General features: G+C 57.1%; 10 protein-coding genes and 2 tRNA genes. 6 read left to right on the forward strand and 6 right to left on the reverse strand.

What is annotated here, in order from left to right; genetic code table 11:
- Positions 1-18: 18 nt before the first annotated feature.
- The 4 genes from P273_RS0106780 to P273_RS0106795 all read right to left on the reverse strand — a co-directional run bounded on the left by P273_RS0106780 (position 19) and on the right by P273_RS0106795 (position 6,472).
- A complete protein-coding gene (locus P273_RS0106780) occupies positions 19-2,583 on the reverse strand; it encodes an RNA helicase (protein ID WP_024627701.1) in 2,565 nt (854 codons plus the stop codon).
- Between the two features lie 13 nt (positions 2,584-2,596).
- The gene (locus P273_RS0106785; protein ID WP_024627702.1) at positions 2,597-2,920 is read right to left on the reverse strand and encodes a hypothetical protein; all 324 of its coding nucleotides are present in this window, start codon (positions 2,918-2,920) and stop codon (positions 2,597-2,599) included.
- Between the two features lie 21 nt (positions 2,921-2,941).
- Positions 2,942-4,897: a YafY family protein gene (locus tag P273_RS0106790; protein ID WP_024627703.1), complete on the reverse strand. Its 1,956-nt coding sequence runs from the start codon at positions 4,895-4,897 to the stop codon at positions 2,942-2,944.
- A gap of 144 nt (positions 4,898-5,041) precedes the next feature.
- Positions 5,042-6,472 (reverse strand): UTP--glucose-1-phosphate uridylyltransferase, encoded by a 1,431-nt coding sequence (locus P273_RS0106795; protein WP_024627704.1) that lies wholly within the window; start codon positions 6,470-6,472, stop codon positions 5,042-5,044.
- A gap of 179 nt (positions 6,473-6,651) precedes the next feature.
- On the opposite strand from P273_RS0106795, the gene P273_RS0106800 reads away from it, so the two are divergent.
- From P273_RS0106800 to P273_RS09990, 6 genes are all read left to right on the forward strand, one after another.
- A tRNA-Pro gene (locus P273_RS0106800) sits at positions 6,652-6,728 on the forward strand.
- 675 nt (positions 6,729-7,403) lie between these two features.
- The gene (locus tag P273_RS0106810) at positions 7,404-8,387 is read left to right on the forward strand and encodes an Abi family protein (protein ID WP_024627705.1); all 984 of its coding nucleotides are present in this window, start codon (positions 7,404-7,406) and stop codon (positions 8,385-8,387) included.
- A 423-nt stretch (positions 8,388-8,810) separates the two neighbouring features.
- Complete coding sequence (locus P273_RS0106815) at positions 8,811-9,710, forward strand: dolichyl-phosphate beta-glucosyltransferase (RefSeq protein ID WP_024627706.1); 900 nt, start codon at positions 8,811-8,813, stop codon at positions 9,708-9,710.
- 201 nt (positions 9,711-9,911) lie between these two features.
- Positions 9,912-12,134 carry a glycosyltransferase family 39 protein gene (locus tag P273_RS0106820; RefSeq protein WP_024627707.1) on the forward strand — a complete coding sequence of 741 codons (2,223 nt, stop codon included), beginning with the start codon at positions 9,912-9,914 and terminating at the stop codon, positions 12,132-12,134.
- An 8-nt stretch (positions 12,135-12,142) separates the two neighbouring features.
- Positions 12,143-12,254: transfer RNA gene (locus tag P273_RS09985), tRNA-Arg, on the forward strand.
- A 711-nt stretch (positions 12,255-12,965) separates the two neighbouring features.
- Positions 12,966-13,406, forward strand: coding sequence for a hypothetical protein (locus P273_RS09990; protein ID WP_155804714.1), 441 nt, complete (start codon positions 12,966-12,968; stop codon positions 13,404-13,406).
- Positions 13,407-13,885: 479 nt separating this feature from the next.
- Here P273_RS09990 and P273_RS0106835 read toward each other — a convergent pair whose 3' ends face one another.
- Positions 13,886-14,122: a hypothetical protein gene (locus tag P273_RS0106835; protein ID WP_024627710.1), complete on the reverse strand. Its 237-nt coding sequence runs from the start codon at positions 14,120-14,122 to the stop codon at positions 13,886-13,888.
- Between the two features lie 761 nt (positions 14,123-14,883).
- On the reverse strand, positions 14,884-15,915 hold the full coding sequence (locus P273_RS09995; protein ID WP_155804715.1) for a hypothetical protein: 1,032 nt from the start codon (positions 15,913-15,915) through the stop codon (positions 14,884-14,886).
- Positions 15,916-15,925 lie beyond the last annotated feature (10 nt).

A 15,925-nucleotide genomic window follows, 5' to 3' on the forward strand; every position in this document is an offset into this window, starting at 1 on the left:
CCCGGATTGGGCCCGTGTTCACTCCACGCCTGTATAAGCCACAATGCCGCGATTGACCTGGTCTGCGGCGATGCTGGCAGTCCTGGCCAGGTGGTGCCCTCCCCTGCCTAGATAGGGCTCCACTTGGACGATCTGCGTGAGCACATCGGACAGACGCTTGGCGTTGCGCACGAAGTCCCCCGCCGTCAGATCGCTGTCACGCAGGATGGTGGTCAGCGAGTCACCGCAGGCCCAATCGTAGATGGTCGGCCCCAAGCCAAAGTCGAGTTCCGGGGGCAACTCCAATCCAGCCTGGTCGCAGCGCTCCTGTACCTGAGACCACTGACGTTTCATATCCTCCATGGCGTCAACCAGCCTGGGAGCTCGATACCCGGCCCTCTCCCCCGGCTGCTCCCCTACCCCACGGCGGGATTCGTAGACCAGCCCGGAGACGGCCGCTGCAAGTTCAGCGGGCTCCAGATCGTTGAGGATGCCACGATCCAGGATCTCGGCAAGGCTCAGATCCTGCTCGCTGTAAATGCGCCGAAGCAGCTGCCCTTTCCGGGTCAGTCGGCAGTCGTCAGGATCCACGGGCCGTGTGTAGCGCAGGTCGGCCAGAATCTGGCAAATCCTGTCGAACTGGCGTGAAACTGACCCTGTCTTGGACTCGTACTGTTCCCGGGTGCGCTGCAGCTCCTTGTCCATGCGGATCCACCGGTTCCCCCAGCGCAGGTGTTTGGGCAGATCCGGGCACTGGCGACAGGGATGGTTGCGCTCCTGCTCGCGCAGCTGATCGATGTGCCGGTCAAGATCTCGGAATGCCCGATCGCGGGCTTTTTCACTGGTGAACCTCTGCCGCTTCAGGCGGCGGCGATCGTTCTTCTGGGCTGATGAGAGGGCTGCGCGAATGCGCATGAACTCGATCAGATCGCCACGGCTGCACTGGGCAGCCTTCCGGTAGTCCTCCAGACCGTTGGTCAGAGTCTCGATGCGTTCCTCCAGCTCCGAAGCTGATCGGTTGGCTTCCCACTGGGCAAAGGAGTGGTCCAGGGTATCCCGAGCACGCGTATAGCTGGATGAGTTGAGCAGGTTGACAGCCATGTTGAAGGTGGGCCGGAAGCTGGAGTGCAGCGGGTAGACCCTCCTGCTGGACAGGGCGGCCATGGTCTTGGGGCTGAAGTCCCGGTGATCGACCACTACTACATGGCCGATGTCGTCGATGCCGCGCCGGCCGGCCCGTCCGGTCAGCTGGGTGAACTCGCCGGGGGTCAGGGCCACATGGCCGGTGCCGTCGAACTTCTCCAACTTCTCGACCACCACGCAGCGGGCGGGCATGTTGATGCCCAGGGCCAAAGTCTCGGTGGCGAAGACCACCTTAAGCAGTCCCAATTCGAACAGATGTTCGACTATCTGTCGGAAGAGGGTGACCACGCCAGCGTGATGGGCGGCGAAGCCCTGCTCCAGAGCGAAGCGGAACTGGGAGAATCCCAGCGCCTTGAGATCCTCCTTGCTGAGCTGGCCGGCCGCCATGGAGTCCACGATGTGCCGTATGCGGCGGGCCTCCTCGTCGGTGGTCAGCTGCAGACCCGCCCGGATGCACTGCTGGACGGCCTGGTCGCAACCGGTACGGGAGAAGATGAAGTAGATACCGGGCAGCATGTCCATGAAGTCAAGCTCATCGACCACGTCGGCCCGGCTTGGACGATACCGCTCCCCCATTCGTCGCTCCGGCCTGCCGCCACGGCCATGGCGGTGGCGGTGCCCTTTGTCGCGGGCCTGGATGCGTTCCTGTCCGGCCTTGTCCAGTTGGGCCAGCCGGGAGACCAGACGCGGGTTGATCTTTGGGGTCTGTCGTCCTGAGCCGTCGTGCCGATACAGATCCAGGATCTCTGGCTCGGTGTGTCTGTCAGCCTGGACCAGGACATGCTGCTCCAGCGGCACGGGCCTGCGCTCGGAGACCACCAGATGGGTGCGTCCGCGCACCGAGGAGATCCAGTCGGAGAATTCCTCCACGTTGGACACGGTGGCTGACAGTCCCACAATGCGGGTGGAGGCCGGAAGATGGATGATGACCTCCTCCCAGACGGGCCCCCGGAAGCGGTCGGCCAGATAGTGGACCTCGTCCAGGATTACGTACTTCAGGGCCGTCAGGGTCGAGGACTGCTCATAGAGCATGTTGCGAAGGACCTCGGTGGTCATGACCACGATGTCCGCCTCGGAGTTAATAGAGGTGTCGCCGGTCAGCAGTCCCACCCGGTCCTCGCCGTAGCGGTCGACCAGGTCATGGTATTTCTGGTTGCTCAGGGCCTTGATGGGGGTGGTATAGAAAGTCTTGACGTTCTGTTCCTGGGCCAAAAATACCGCGAAGTCGGCCACAATGGTCTTGCCGGCGCCGGTGGGAGCGGCCACCAGGACGTTATCGCCATCCTCCAGGGCGGTGATGGCCTCCAGCTGGAAGTCATCCAAAGGGAAGGGCAGCTTGGACTGAAAGCGTGCTGGCGCACCGGTCATTCGTTTGCGATGACGACTGAAACGGGCGTAACGTTCCGCCGGCCCCGGTTCGGATGCTGATGAATCCTGTCCGTGGTGACGATGACCTGACATGTTCCTCCAAGAACTACTTATTGAACTGCTTCCACCGCCGCCAGATACGGCCATGGTTCCTCCTGCCTTGCTCCTTGCGTTGCAGGACCAGGGCATGGGCCTGGCTGTATCGCTCGGTTGACTGCGACAGGGGCAGGGCGAAGGCCGGGCCCTCAGTCCTATCCGTTGCCTGGGTCTGCCCCGCAGCCGGGGGTTGGGGCATATGGCGGCTCAGATCGTCCGAAACCCGCCCGATCGAGCGGCTGGCTGCCATGGCGTGACGGATGGCGTAGACGGCTCCACCGATCAGCATGGCCAGCATGAAGATCACCAGAAGGATCCAGATCCATCCAGGCATGGAACTCCTCTCCGACCGGGACTAGTGCCGGTCCTGCTCCTTGTCGTGAGCGTCGCTGATGGTGATCTCGCGCTGGGCACGGGCCAGGATCATGGTGCGCAGGGTCTTGGGCGCCACTGCGGTGATGTGCTTGGCGTGGGCGATGCAGAAGGCCACGAACCAGGAGTCCGAGGAGACGGTCAGGTGAACCTTCTGCCCGGATCCGCAGGGCTCCACCGAGGCGCCCGGCAGGGACTTGATGTAGGGCAGATCCGGCCGGTCGGTGATGAAGACTGCGGCTGTGCCGTTGTCGAAGGACCACTTGCGTAGCTCGCTGACCGGCACGTCGGGGAACTCCACCTTGTGGCTGGGCTTGACGATGGTCGCATGTTCGATTCTGGCGATTCGCAGAACCTGCCACTGCCTGTTGCGCCCGGTACCCTGCTTGAGGTGGCGGCTGGAATCCGAGGGCGCATCCGCAGCCTCAGTGCCCTCTGCTGCGTCGCCGATATCGGTCCAGGCGGCGACATAGTAGACGCCCTCATCCACGAAGATCTTGGCAGGGGCTACCACCTTGCGGCGGGTCCGGCCGGCGGCATCCGTGTACTCCATGTCCAGTAAGGACTCGGTCTTGATGGCTCGGCGAACCACCGAGAAGCTCTTAGGTTCGGTCTCATACCCGGTAAGGGAGAGCCAGGGTGTCTCACCAGGCCCTACGTGCGTGCGCAGGCGCTGGTAGAGCGACTCGGCCTGGGTGCGGGACTGCTCGGGCAGCAGGGGCGAGTGGGCCAGGTAGTTGAGCGAGGCGGTCAGCATGCTCAGGTACTGGGGCGAAATGCCAGCCAGTCGTTCCAGCCCCAGTGAATTGGTGGCCGAGACGATGCCGCTGTCGTCCAGCAGTGACCAGTCGATGTCGAAGAACTGGCTGCCGGCCATTTCCCCGTCGTCCGAGACCGTGGTCAGGGTGTTGATGTCCTTGTGGATGGTGTTGACGTACTTGCGCAGTTCTTCCTTGCTGTTGGGGTGGCCGATGAAGCGCTCGGCCAGCTCGGCCAGGGAGAACTCCTCGCCCAGGTGTGCAGACAGGAAGAGCATGAGCCGCAGGCGGCGATCCACCTCGGATCCGGTCTGGAAGGAGGATGCGCTGGCTCGGCGGGCGTGCCTGAGGTCGGTGTCGTCATCACTGAGGTCGGTGGCAAAGTGCTCGACGCTGGTGCGAGCGATCTCCGGGGAAATGACCGTTGCCGCGCCGGGGCTTATCGACTCGTCGGCCAGCTTGAAGCGGGCGGCAGCGTCCAGGCGCCGCCGGAAGGCGTCTGCGGCCTCCTGCGGGCTGACGATGGAGGCATCGGGGTGTTCCAGGACGAACATGGCCAGATCGTCCGAGTCGGCATAGGCCACGTTCAGATTCTCTCCGTCCACGTCCACGGTGGCGGCGAAGCGGCGGGAGTCGATGACCTTGACCAGGTTGTCGGGAATGCGTTGGGTGCCCAGTCCAGGAGCTATGGAATCCAGGCCCAGACCAGGGATGGGCACTTGCGGCACCCGAGGAGTGGTGCGCGAGGCCGGGCGGACCGGCTCTTCGCATGCCTCCTGGGACATGGCGATGGATCGGGCCAGATAGTTGGCTGCGGCCAACACCGGCATGTCTTCCTGGTTGAAGTGCATACGGATGCGGGGCTCGTCCCCCAGTTGCAGGCGGTAGGAGGCGAAATCCTGCCCCTCGGACTTGGAGGAGTACTCGGGCTGGCGGGATTCGATGGCAATCCCCATGGCTGCCAGCTTGGCTCGATCACGCTGGAACTGTTTGGCGAAGGCGGCCTTGGCAGCCTGATCGGCCAGCTCGCCATAGGAGTCGGCATAGGCCTTGACCCGCTGCGCTATCTGCCGAGAAGTCAACCATTGAGGGAAAGCGGACGATAAGACGGCCAGGACATCGAGTTCGTGTTTGCCCCACTTATCTGAGAAACGCCGTCTTCCGTTCGTACCTTCTGCCATCAGTCCTCGCGTATCGTTAAAATTTTGACTATTAGTGCGCCTAGCGCACATCTGTCTATCATAGATTCATTTTCAGGAACGTGGGAGCCAAACACTCAAATACGGTCCCTTTTCTTGACAGGCTGAACCTTCTTGCGCCTGGCTTTAGACCCACTCGTCCGGTTCGATACCCTGGGGTCCCACATACTGGCCATTGGGCACATATGAGGAACGCCCCAGGTCGCTCAAATGGGCATCCGCATACAAGGTCACATCCCTGCCGAAGGTCCAGTCCCCCTCGATGGTGACCGAGTTGGCAGCCGCCAGGCTGGGAACCCCGTAGGGGAAGCGCTCGTCGAAATCGGCAATGTACTTGTAGTAGCGTTCGTCCAGTTGGACGTTGGGGAAATCGTAGTTGCCATCCTCCATCTCGTAGGAGTCGGTCAGATGGAAACGGTCGGAGCGCATGATGAACAGGTCGTCGGTGGTCTTGACGGGCAGGAAGCGCATGCGGTCCACCTGCACGCAGATGGCTCCCTCGAAGAGCGTGGCGGCGGAACCCATGGCGGTCTCCAGTTGCACCACGGGTCTGGTGGAAGGGTCGGTGGGATCGACGGTCTTGCGGTTTTCAATAATGGGCAGGGGCAGCACCCCGTCGTATTCGGCCAGCTTGTCGCGCAGGGCATCGACCCTGACCCAGATGCTGTTGGTGTTGAAGTAGGGATGCTTGCGGATGGACATGGCCGAGCTGCGGTCGTGCGGATCCACCTGGGACATCTCTCGTAGGATGAGGTGTCCGGTGGCCTTGTCGATGACGATGTGGCCGCCCTTGCGGTCAGCCTCCGTCCGCTCGGCCACCTCGATCATGAAGGGCGCTCCGGACTGCGCGAAATAACCGGCCAGGGTCCTTGAAGGCCTGGCGCCCAGGTTGTCGGAGTTGGAGATGAACAGGTAGTCGATCCCCTGCTCCTTGAGTGTGTCCAGCAGACCGGTCTCCCAGATGGTCGAGAAGATATCGCCGTGGCCGGGAGGGCACCATTCCAGATCGGGCTTGGCCGGGAAGTCGACCGGACGGCCGGTGTCGGCGTCGATTTTGGGCTCGATATGCTGAATGATCTCCATGGGCACATCGTTCTGGACAAAGCGGCGGTCCTGCTTGACCACGCGCATGGTGTCGCGGGAGGTGCGGAAGGAGTTCATGAAGATCAGCGGCAGGGGTACTCCTAGGCGCTTGCGGGCAGTCAGCACCTGGCCCATGATGATGTCCAGAAAGCGCATCCGACGGGCCTTGTGGCGACGGATGGGCAGCAGGGACTTGGCCTTTTCCAGGCCCATGGAGGTGCCCAACCCGCCGTTGAGCTTGATGAAGGCGGTGCGGGAGAACGCATCTAGGGCCATGTTCATATCCATGGCGTCGTGGATGTCCTTGGTGCGGGGCACATCTTTGAGCGGGGTGATGTCCTTTTCGCGCACGCAGGCTTTGGCATCTCCCCGTTCCCAGGTTTCGTAAAGGTGCCTGAACTGGTTGATGGAGACTTCGCTCATGCCCTTGTCGCGCATCTTTGCGGCCGAAAGGTCGAAAACGTCTGTGCTCATGGAACCCCTTCCGGGCTGGGACGACTTGCGGCCGACGCGGGTTGCGCCGATCGTTCAGAATAATGATAGCAAGTTGATCATGTGGCCCCGTCTGTCTGCACTTGTCTGCCGGGACTCGCCGGGCCATTGTCGGCCCGGTGACGCTGTGCTACTATCTCTACTCGGTGCTGATGCACCGTCGGGCCGTAGCGCAGTTTGGTAGCGCACTTGACTGGGGGTCAAGGGGTCGCGGGTTCAAATCCCGCCGGCCCGACCAAATAGCAACGATTCCAAGGTCTTAGGCCTTGGAATTATTTGTATTTCCAGGTCCTTTGATACCTATTTGCATATCGTCGGCGCTTAGCTCGTTCTTCACGTTTCCTTTCATTCGCCAGCTGTGAGTTCATAATCGGCCAGAAGATCCTCGGGGTCGACGTTGAGCTGAGCGTAAGCCGTCATCAGTTTCTTTCTCAGAGTCCCCGGCAACGCGGCCGCGCCTTCCCTTGCTGCTGATGGTTTCTGCGGATGTATTCCTGCGCTAATACAGTCGCAAGTCCTCTATGCCACCCTCCTCCATCCAATCACGTAGGTCGTGGTAGTCAACATGGACCAGTTGACGTATGTGGCTGGCTTCGGCCTGGCGGACGGTCAGGGTTGAGGTCACCGGTATCCTCCCGTTCTGTGCAGAACCACAAAGGAGCGTACCCAGGGCAACTGCGGGAGTCTGGTAGAGGGGTCATAATCAAATCCACCGCCTAGTGTCTGGTCCGAGATATCATCTCGTTGAGTGCCGTGTACGCTCAGCCTTAGCTCTGAGCGGCAATCGAGTCTTGAAGTTTTGCGTTCGGCGCCAGCACGTTGTAAAGTCAGTGCTGTTAGAAGCCGCCACTGCCTCTACTGCCTTTCGGGGTGGAACGCATACTATGGCGGTATTTTTTTACCCGGAGGGCACATGGGATTCACAACTGCAACCAAGTTGCCCCCATACCCCAGCCATCCTTACCGCGACTCTGCAGACCTGGCCCAACTGCTTCTGGATAACGGGTTGACAGGCATCAGCGTGCAGGACCTTGCGGATCGTTTGGAGTTGGTAGGCTATTATCGCCTCAAGGGCTACTGGTATCCTTTCCTTACTCCTATGGTGGGTAGCAGTAAACGAAAGTTGCCCTTTCTTCTGAAGACTGCTTGGGATCCCATTTGGGAACGGTACGTGTTCGACCAGGAACTACGTAACATCGTCTTCGATGGCATCGTCAGCATCGAGATCTTTCTCAAAAGCTATATGGCTGCTGAACTTGCCAAAGCAACGGGTCCGTTCGGTTACCTTGAGCCTGCCGGTCTGCCTGGACTCAGTACCGAAGAGCATAAGAGTGCGATTGCCGGCATAGCCAAGGACTATAAGCGATCTTCGCTGCCACAGCTTAAGCATTTCAAGAGCACCTACCGCGACCCGCTGCCGCCCATTTGGATGTTAGTGGATTGCCTGTCCTACGGCGATTTCAAGAAGATCTTCTACAAGGGTGCTGACCCTGCCATCAAACGCAGGTTGGCCTCGCAACTGGGAATCATGTCGAACAAGCCCGGTGTCGGCAATGAGAAATTGTTGCGCGGTTGGCTCGAGAATATCCGTGTCGCCCGCAACAAGACCGCCCACCATGACCGCTTCTGGAACTGCATAGATCCGAAGATGACACCCATCAAACCCAAGCTGTATCCCGCAAATGCCGACTGGTGGGGTAACGAATGGGAGCCCTTCCGCCGACCGGAGTCGAAAGGTCCTGCAGGATTCCTGACCATGGAACACTTCCTCCTGAAGCAACTGGGCGTCACTCATTGGCGTACAAACTTCATAGACCTGATGAACCGCTATCCTGGCATTCCACTCAAACCAATGGGCTTCCCGGACGACTGGCAGAAGCTGCCCATATGGCAATAGAGTCTTCTATCTTCTCTATTTAAAATGCACGGTTTTGATTTCTCAATATGTATGTCATATTCGTACTAATATCCTCAAACAGATGCCGTCGTTAAGCGCTGAAACAGTACTAAGTGGTAACTCTGTCCGTGGCACTTTTTTGAGCGGCAAGCTATCTACAGTTGCGTAATAGCCGAGAACACTGCGGCATTGACTGCGGATATTTGGTGCAGCTGTATCAGCGAACATTGAGAAATCCTCATGATTCTTTTTAAGGAGTCCAATCAGTTTATAAAGACAAGTTTGAGGAATAGCCCAAGAAGCCGCTGTTTACTATGAGTCATGAACACAGCGAACATTCTCGAAAGAAACATTAGTGGGCAGTCCAATGTGCCTTACAGGCGCTCTTCTGGCAACAGGCAAATCCCAGAGGGTGAGGTTGGTTTGCCTATCTACTACGGCAGTCCAAAACCGGTCGATGCCGATATTGTCATTCCCATATATAACGAGGAGGTTCAGCTGGCTGACTCCGTATCCACCTTATGCAGCTTCCTGGATCGTCACGTCAGAGATCTGACACCCTTCAGCTGGAACGTCGTGATTGCGGACAATGCCAGCACAGATGCCAGTTGGCAGATAGCCAAGTCCTTGTGTGACTGGTGCCCCAACCAGGTTCGTGCCTTGCACCTCGCGAGAAAGGGTCGCGGGTACGCCCTGAAACAGGCCTGGCTCAGCTCCAAAGCGGCAGTCGTCGCATACATGGACGTGGACCTATCCACTGACATCGGCTCTACGGGCAGCCTTATTCTTCCCCTGCTCCAGGGCGGGGCCGACATCGCCTTTGGCTCGCGTCTCATGCCGCAGTCTAAGGTCATCCGCTCCCCCAAACGTGAATTCATTTCGCGCACCTATAACCTCATGCTCCGCTCATATCTGGCTGTCTCCTTTCATGATGCCCAGTGCGGTTTCAAGGCCATTACTGCCCAGGCTGCGCGTGCCCTGCTGCCTCAGGTGAAGGATGATGAATGGTTCTTCGATACGGAGCTGCTTGTGCGAGCCCAACAGGCTGGGATGACCATGCTGGAGCTTCCTGTCCGCTGGGTAGAGGATGCCGGCTCGACGGTCGACATCCCAGACACGGTGAAGAAGGATCTGGAAGGCATGCACCGGGTCAGGGAGGGTATGGAGGCCCGAGCGGTCGAGCAGCTTCGCGTTGACCTGGACTCCCCTGCCGTCTGGGATCAGATCCGCCTGCATGAGCTGCGCGGATCCCTCTTGCCTGCCAAAGAGGAGGACCCGCATTCACGTATGCAGAATCCAGGCAAAGAGACTACCGCATGTTGAGCGGCTGACAGCAAACGAAATCACATACAGAAAGAGCAAACTTCACCTATCATGAACGTTTCATTGGCTTCTCACAGCAGCTATGGCTTCTCCCAGCATTCGCGGACTTTCAATCCGCCACGATCAACAAGCGCAGATGTAGTCGCTGATGAGCACGCTTCCCGCGCGTATATTCTGCCGCGACGGACTCGTGGGGATTGGATGGCGCTGGGTGTCATGCTGCTTGCAGCCTGCGCAATATTCTTCATCAACCTCACGGCCTCCGGGTACGCCAACGAGTTTTATTCAGCTGCGACCCAGGCAGGCTCGGTCAGCTGGAAGGCCTTTCTCTGGGGGTCCCTGGACTCAGGGAACGCCATCACCGTGGACAAGCCGCCGGCAGCCCTCTGGCTGATGGCGCTTTCCGTGCGCATCTTCGGTTTGAATTCCTTTGCCATCCTCCTGCCGGAAGCGCTGATGGGGGTGGCGACCACCTACCTGCTCTATGCCACCGTGCGTCGTTACTGGGGCAACTGGGCGGGCATTGTCACCGGTTTCATCTTCATGCTCACTCCGGTAGCCGCGCTCATGTTCCGCTTCAACAACCCCGATGCCTTGCTGGTGCTACTGATGACTGGTGCTACTCATGCGCTCCTCAGATCTCTGGAGTATGTCAACCATCCTTCTGGCAATCGAAAGCGCACATGGTGGATGGTCCTGGCCGGGGCTCTGATCGGGTTTGGCTTCCTTACCAAGCAACTGCAGGTGCTGCTCGTACTGCCTGGCTTTGCTCTGGCTTTTCTTCTGGCCTCGCCTACAGGCATGGTTCGTCGCATCCTGGATTCACTGGCTGCCATTGCTTCCATGATCGTCGCTGCCGGCTGGTGGGTATTGCTGACGGTCATCGTGCCAGCCAGCGACAGACCTTATATAGGCGGCTCCCAGCGCAACTCATTCCTTGAGCTCACCTTTGGCTACAACGGTTTTGGACGCTTGACCGGCAGCGAAGAAGGATCCGTCATACCTGGCCACGGTCATGAGGGAGGCGGCATGCCGGCTGGTGGCGGTCGCGGCGGTGGTAAGTGGGGCCAGACTGGTCTCAATCGCCTGTTCAGCGGCGAGTTCGGCACGCAGATTTCCTGGCTGGCTCCTCTGGCTTTCGCCGGCATTGTCATCAGCTTGCTGGTTATCGGCAGGGCCGTCCGCACTGACGTGCGCAGGGCCAGTGTCATTGCTTTCGGAGGTTGGCTGACCGTCACCTGGCTCATTTTCAGCTTTATGGCCGGTATTTTCCATCAGTATTACACCGTGGCTCTGGCTCCAGCCCTGGCTGCGATGGTGGCCATCGGCGCATTCAGTCTGTGGATCGCCCGGGACAAGCTCTGGGCCAGGATCGTCACGCCGATTCTTATCGCCTTCACGGCCTTCTGGGATTTCAGCCTGGCAGGTCGATCCCAGTGGCTTCCGTGGCTGAAGTGGTCCATTCTCATAATAGGTCTCATGGGCGCCCTCGGTTTTGCCCTGGCTGGACTGTTGCGAATACGACGACTCGCTCTTGCAGCCCTCATTTTCTCAGTCATAGGGCTTATGGCTGGCCCTGCTGCATGGACGCTGTACACCGTATCCCAAGGACACATGGGATCAATCGTCCTGGCCGGTCCCAGTCTGACTTCAGGGAGCATGGGTGGTGGCCCCGGTGGTATGCCCGGAGGTGCTCCCGGTGGCGGTCAGCCCGGTAATGGTCAGCCTGGCGGTGGGCAGGCAGGCGGCATGGCACCTGGCAATATGCAGCAAGGTATACCTGGTGGTGACGGCGGTCCCATGGGTTCATATTTAATGGGCCAAGACCCAATGAATCAGCAGGGTCAGTCGAGCAAGCAGGGCCAGATGCCTGGTGGCAGTTTGAATAGTCAACAGGCTCCCAGCATGGGTTCTCAAGGACCAGGTCCCATGGGCCAGGATTCCTCGGGTTCACATGAGGGATCCAGCACTTCGGGTACGCCCTCCACGCGTTCACAGCGCAGAAGCAAATCTGCATTCCAGGGTGGACCAGGAGGCAGAAGGATGAAAGGAGGAAATCTACTTGGTGGAGGCCGATCTAGTTCCAAGATCGTCGCCGAGCTGGAAAAGTCATCTGACTCCTATCGTTGGGCCGCGGCCACAACAGGCTCCCAGCAGGCGGCGGGCTATCAGCTGGCTTCTCAAAAGCCGGTCATGGCCATTGGCGGGTTCAATGGTTCCGACCCTTACCCCAGCTTGGAACAGTTCAAGCAGTACGTGAAGGATAAGCAGGTTCATTACTACATAGCCGGTGAGATGGGCGGCCACCAGATGGGAGGTTCTGACACTGCCACGCAAATCTCACAGTGGGTGGCCAAGCACTATACCGCAACCACGGTTGATAGCGTCACTGTTTATGATCTGACCCAGCAGAAGGCGAGCTGAGCGGCGGGGGCAGCTCTTGCATAAGGGATGCTCCCAGGTTTGCGGTAACAAGATAAAGACGAGACGAGCTACTGACTTCTAATCTGTAGGTCGAGAGTTCGAATCTCTCCGGGGTCACCAACACAACCCTTACTCCCCAAACGGATGTAGGGGTTTTACCCTATCTCCTGGAGCAACAGGTAATCGGCGGCTTGTGTGCCAATTGTGTGCCATAATCAGCAAAATCACCGATCCGCCCTGTACCCGCACTTGATCTCCGTGACTGTTTTCTTGGTTGCCCAGTACCGCATTGTGGCGAGGTCAGATCTTATCTGCTGGTGGGCGACTGAGAGGCGCTCGCGGTCCCGTCGGCTGAGTCCGGCCTGCTGCTCCAGGCCGATAACTTGGTTCAAGCTCTTGAGTAAGAGGATGATCAGCCGCTCCCGCTCGTCGTTCGACGCGGCACATAGCCGGGTGGTTGTCGGGGATCTAAGAGATGTCATCAGGGAGATAGGCCACACCTAGATGATAGGTCTGACATCGAGGCAATTATCGAGTTGCTTAAGTTCGTGGACTAAGCCTATAGGCCTTCATGTTTATCGGTTTTTGCCGTGTATCCTGAATGAGGATCAAATAAGACCTAGCAAGGAGGCTTACATAGTAGACGAAGCACTAAAAGATATGAGTGAAATCATCATGGATGCATGGTTGAAAATTGGAAACAACCCTTCCGGTAGTGATCACTATTTGCATTCGTATTTAATCTGAGGCATTAAGGATGAGGACAGAGAAAAGATTGAACCGTTCGCACCGATTCCCGCCGTTTATGATTACTGCGATGTGATTCATCTGATGGTCAAAGCGCCTAACGTAGTGCAGATAAGTCCAAAAGTCTTGGATCCTAGAGAGCCTGAAGGTTATGACTGGGCTGGAGAGCCTAATCCGCCGATTACCATAGAGTGCTCAGGCATAGAAGTAGATTTAAGCGCGAACTACAACACAAAGAGCAGAATTCCGGAATCTGTGCGTGTACAAAATTTCAGAGGCGTTTACAACATGCCTGTGATAGCTTACGTTAAAGAATCTATGTGGCGGCTTCCATTGTCCTATGGCGTTGCGAATATGCATACCGGGAATACTGCGTTTATCATCGGGCTTGACGGCACGCCATCCATCAATCTTTATGAAGAAAAAAGTGGGGACTGGCTTTGCAATACAAAGATCCATCAGAACGGCAAAAGGTATGAGGGAGATATCTATATGTCAAAAAACCTTCGCCTGGAAAACCAATGAAACCTTCTTCAACTACTATCAAAAATAATATTGATAAGCTGAGGCTGGAACTTTAGACGTTAGTGCAGGCTATGAAACCATAGTAAAAGAAGTTGATGGATACTTCGAATTGCTTTTTAGTCGAATTCTGATCATGGTGATAGCAATGGTCAATATTCATTAGTTTTGCAAAATGAGCATGATCATAAAAACATAAGCATTGGCGGTTGCTCAACTCTTACGACATGCATCGCCACTCCATCCAAGGCAAGACCACCAGCACACTCAGCCAATGCCTCAAATAAAATATCATGCCGTCCGCATTATTAGGGGAAGCCGGACGGCACGACAAGACCAGACTCCGTGATGTGTGCAAGCCATCGCGGGCAGATCGTCGGAAACATGGATAAATCCTCGCTGAAACGCGAAAACGCCCACGCTCCCAGGCTTGGTGTCGGGCGCGGGGGTGAAAAATAATGAGTTGCTTGCTGACATGCGGTCTAGACGCCGCTGGTGGCGGTCACGACTATTTTGATGTGGTCGAGCAGATCGTGTACGGCCTTGTCGACGATGTCGGCGTCGCCCGTGGGGTCGATCCCGTTGACCGCGCTTACCGCCTTGACCGCCGTCTCGAGCGCCTCGATTTTAACCTGTCTTACCTTTGCCGAGCCGGCCGCTTGGTTGATGGCACCGTAGGCGTCCTCGCAGTCCGCCGCTCCGGGACCTTCGTAGGCCATGGCTCATGGGGCAGTTTGTTGGCCTTGTCCAGGGACGGCTGCGACCCATCGTAGCTTGCGGTGAGGTAGTTGAACGGCGTGGTCGATTTACTGTAGGTATAGGATAACACCTCCCGTGTTGCGGTCTTACTCAGTCTGCTGATATCTCCATCACTCAATGGCATGTCATCATCACCATTCCACCTGAGATAACAATCCCAAAGAAAGTTGTAATAGTTGGAAATATTAGTTTCGCCGCCAGTTTGGTCTCCCTGGCCTCTTCAGCGCTGTTGTACTCACTTTGGCCGGTCTGGGTGAGCTTGCCGTTGCCGAGGTAGAACGCGACTTGGTGCACGTCATTGAGCAGGATGTCGCCGAGCTGCGGCCGGCCGTTGTTAGGCAGCCTGGCTCAGCCGCGAGCGGTGAGCCGCGGAGAGGTTACCCCGTATAGGTCGCCTGCCCCGTGTTGAAACCGGCCTCTTCAGGCAGAGGATGGCCAATAAGGAACAATCGCAGTTGCCGCCAGTAGGGTTGAAATGCTGGCGGCCGGACTGGCTGTAACCCATGTTCGCCTCGGAGCGGAACCGCGTGAGATATGGAAAGACGACCCTGCCATCTCTAGAGCAAAGATATCCAGCCTTGATCACCTACATGGCAAACGACTTCTGCAACACCAAGTGATTCTTCACTGGTTCAGAGTCGTGGCGGACTTGGCACCGGGCGCAAATCTTAATAGACCGCAAGTACACATCGTAAATAAACAATGCATGCGCTATCTGTCTCTAAAGGAGGTGAATTGCAGTGGCTCGATACTTTTCGCCCTCTTCACCAGAGAATGATCCCGATGTCCTAGTCACTACTGTTTCTATAACCACACGCGAACCAACTTCAATTCCTTCGAGTGACCCTTCAGGTAAATTAGATCCCACAACATGTATGGTCTCCAACGGGTTTCCGTTTTCAAAGGGTGTGATAGCCAAAGCTGTAATGTCGCTGACGGTGCGCATGACACCCTTAATCTGCGATTCTTCTTCATCAGTAGAGCTGTGAGAGATAAGTTCAGCTGCACGTTCCGCAAGAGATGGTGTTAGACGGTCTGACTGCAAGGTTGGTTTCCCCGGCTCCTCCCAGGACAAATCTAGAGACAGATTACTATGATATGAACTGTCAGCCAGATGATGTAGCGAAGAAGCTACCCTTGGCCCAAGTTCCCGTAGTTGATTCGCTAGAATCGAGTTATCCGCCTCCAATTCCTGGGTCGGATCTTCTGGCAATGCAACCATCAACCCAAAAAGCTCGTTGATTCTTGGAAAAACAAGGTCCAGTAATTGGTCCGTTTCAGGATCGATGAGCGCGGTATCTCTGCCTTCCAGTTCAGCACTAGGCAATATCCTGGGGCTGATTGAGAAAACCACGGAACCGGGCATAGGACTTGCGTTTAAATCAAGGCGAGTTTTCTCCAGTACAGTTGAAGGCAGCTTGCCTCGATTGCTTTTGTGCCCGTTTAGGGATCCTCCCACACTATCCGCCAAATTCTGAAAATTCAGCAACAACTTACTTAGGTTCCTCAAATCGGCGCGATGCTCAGATGAATTGCCTTCTATGACGTGCAAACGGCCTTTTGATGTCAGATTTCTCCCGGGCTGATTCGTATGACTTGATACAAAACTTTCGAAGGATATTCTATCTAAATCAGACGCTTCGAAATTCGGAACAGCCATATTAGAAGGGATAAGGTCAATCAGGTTGTGTCTACCAGTAGATTCGATACCCGCAGAATTCACAGGCAAATCACGGTCACTGTCCGTAGCCATCAAGAACCAC

Origin of the sequence: Bifidobacterium sp. A11 (assembly GCF_000499185.1) — a bacterium.
In the GTDB taxonomy this organism is placed as follows: Bacteria; Actinomycetota; Actinomycetes; order Actinomycetales; family Bifidobacteriaceae; genus Bombiscardovia; species Bombiscardovia mizhiensis.

Excerpts from the sequence above, each read along its gene's own strand:
- P273_RS0106780 (WP_024627701.1), bottom strand. The coding sequence starts at position 2,583 with ATGTCAGGTCATCGTCACCACGGACAGGATTCATCAGCATCCGAACCG.
- P273_RS0106790 (WP_024627703.1), bottom strand. The coding sequence starts at position 4,897 with ATGGCAGAAGGTACGAACGGAAGACGGCGTTTCTCAGATAAGTGGGGC.
- P273_RS0106810 (WP_024627705.1), top strand. The coding sequence starts at position 7,404 with ATGGGATTCACAACTGCAACCAAGTTGCCCCCATACCCCAGCCATCCT.
- P273_RS0106795 (WP_024627704.1), bottom strand. The coding sequence starts at position 6,472 with ATGAGCACAGACGTTTTCGACCTTTCGGCCGCAAAGATGCGCGACAAG.
- P273_RS0106820 (WP_024627707.1), top strand. The coding sequence starts at position 9,912 with ATGGCGCTGGGTGTCATGCTGCTTGCAGCCTGCGCAATATTCTTCATC.
- P273_RS09995 (WP_155804715.1), bottom strand. The coding sequence starts at position 15,915 with ATGGCTACGGACAGTGACCGTGATTTGCCTGTGAATTCTGCGGGTATC.
- P273_RS09990 (WP_155804714.1), top strand. The coding sequence starts at position 12,966 with ATGGTCAAAGCGCCTAACGTAGTGCAGATAAGTCCAAAAGTCTTGGAT.
- P273_RS0106835 (WP_024627710.1), bottom strand. The coding sequence starts at position 14,122 with ATGGCCTACGAAGGTCCCGGAGCGGCGGACTGCGAGGACGCCTACGGT.
- P273_RS0106785 (WP_024627702.1), bottom strand. The coding sequence starts at position 2,920 with ATGCCTGGATGGATCTGGATCCTTCTGGTGATCTTCATGCTGGCCATG.